At 33.3% G+C, this 1399-nt stretch carries 2 protein-coding genes; both read right to left on the reverse strand.

Annotated elements, in window-relative coordinates; translation table 11 throughout:
• Positions 1 to 135: 135 nt before the first annotated feature.
• The gene (gene rsmI / locus BM227_RS12570) at positions 136 to 957 is read right to left on the reverse strand and encodes a 16S rRNA (cytidine(1402)-2'-O)-methyltransferase (RefSeq protein WP_092914359.1); all 822 of its coding nucleotides are present in this window, start codon (positions 955 to 957) and stop codon (positions 136 to 138) included.
• Between the two features lie 12 nt (positions 958 to 969).
• Positions 970 to 1173 (reverse strand): 50S ribosomal protein L31, encoded by a 204-nt coding sequence (gene rpmE / locus BM227_RS12575; RefSeq protein WP_092914361.1) that lies wholly within the window; start codon positions 1171 to 1173, stop codon positions 970 to 972.
• Positions 1174 to 1399: the final 226 nt, after the last annotated feature.

Raw genomic sequence — 1399 nt, forward strand, 5'->3', positions numbered from 1 at the left:
TTGGGTGAAAGTTTTAGGTGTAACTTTTTCGTTTGTAAATACCTAATTATAGAGCAATTTGGCTTGTTGTCTAATTTGGTATGGATTTATTGGGGAAAAAAGTTAAAAGGTAGAATAAAAAGAGACTCTTAAGAGCTAACTTTTGGCACTCAACTTCAAATAGCACTCTTTAACACTCTTACCTGTAACTTTTGCTAAGAGTTTTGCCTTCTGTTTAGGCGGGATGTCAAGTGACTCGATATCTTTTAAAGTTATAGCAGACGATTGTTTGTTAGTTTTATTTGGTGAAATAATTATTACCCATTCACCTTTGATTAATGCTCCAATAATCTGCTCTTTCAATTGAGAAGCTGTTCCTTTAAAATAGTGTTCATACTTTTTTGTTATCTCTTTTGCTGCAACAATTACTCTATCTGGTATGTTTTGGGCAAGTTCATCAAGAAGTTTTTCAAGACGATGAGGAGATTCGTAAAGAATAACAGGGTAATTTTCATTTAGAACTTTTTGCAACTTCTCTTGTCTCTCTTTTCCTTTATGAGGTAAAAAACCAAAAAAGAGAAACTCTTTATCTAAAAAGCCACTTCCAGCATATGCCGTTGTAAAAGCTGATGGACCGGGCAAAACAGTATATTCTATACCATTTTCAATGCAATACTGCACTAAAAGAGCACCTGGGTCACTAATGCAAGGCATTCCTGCATCAGACATATAGACTACATTTTGATCAAAAAAGTTTTTATCAAATGAATTTATAGTTTCGAACTCATTATGACTATGAAGAGAAATGAATTTTTTTATATTGTGTTTCAAATCGTAACGTTCAGAAAGAAGATGTAGAAGTTTTTTTGTGATACGTGTATCTTCACACAGTATTACATCAGCCTCTTCCAAAACTCTCAATGCACGAAGAGTAATATCTTCTATATTGCCAATTGGAGTAGGAAGAAGCGTAAGCAAAGCAGAGTTGGTTTACTTACCTAGTTTATATTTATTTTTAAATTTCTCAACACGTCCAGTAGCGTCAACTATCTTTTCAGAACCAGTAAAGAATGGGTGACATGCATTGCAAATATCAATACGCATTTCAGGCTTGTTAGACAAAACTGTAAAACTGTTTCCGCAAGCACAACTTACTTGGCACTCAACAAATTCTGGATGAATCCCTTTTTTCATTGCTATTCCTTAGATGTATAGATTTGGTGTCATATACAACAGCGGCTTCGGTAATTTGCGAAACCGCTGCTACATAGGGGGAGGGTTGAAATTATACTTGAAAAAATAAAATTTTGCAAATTGATGAGTTTTCCCAAATAAATCCATAAAATAAAAACCCACCTAATATTCCCTAAAAAACACATTTTTTGAAAAAATAAAATGCCTAAATATGCACCAAAATTAT

Origin of the sequence: Hydrogenimonas thermophila (assembly GCF_900115615.1) — a bacterium.
Taxonomy (GTDB): domain Bacteria; phylum Campylobacterota; class Campylobacteria; order Campylobacterales; family Hydrogenimonadaceae; genus Hydrogenimonas; species Hydrogenimonas thermophila.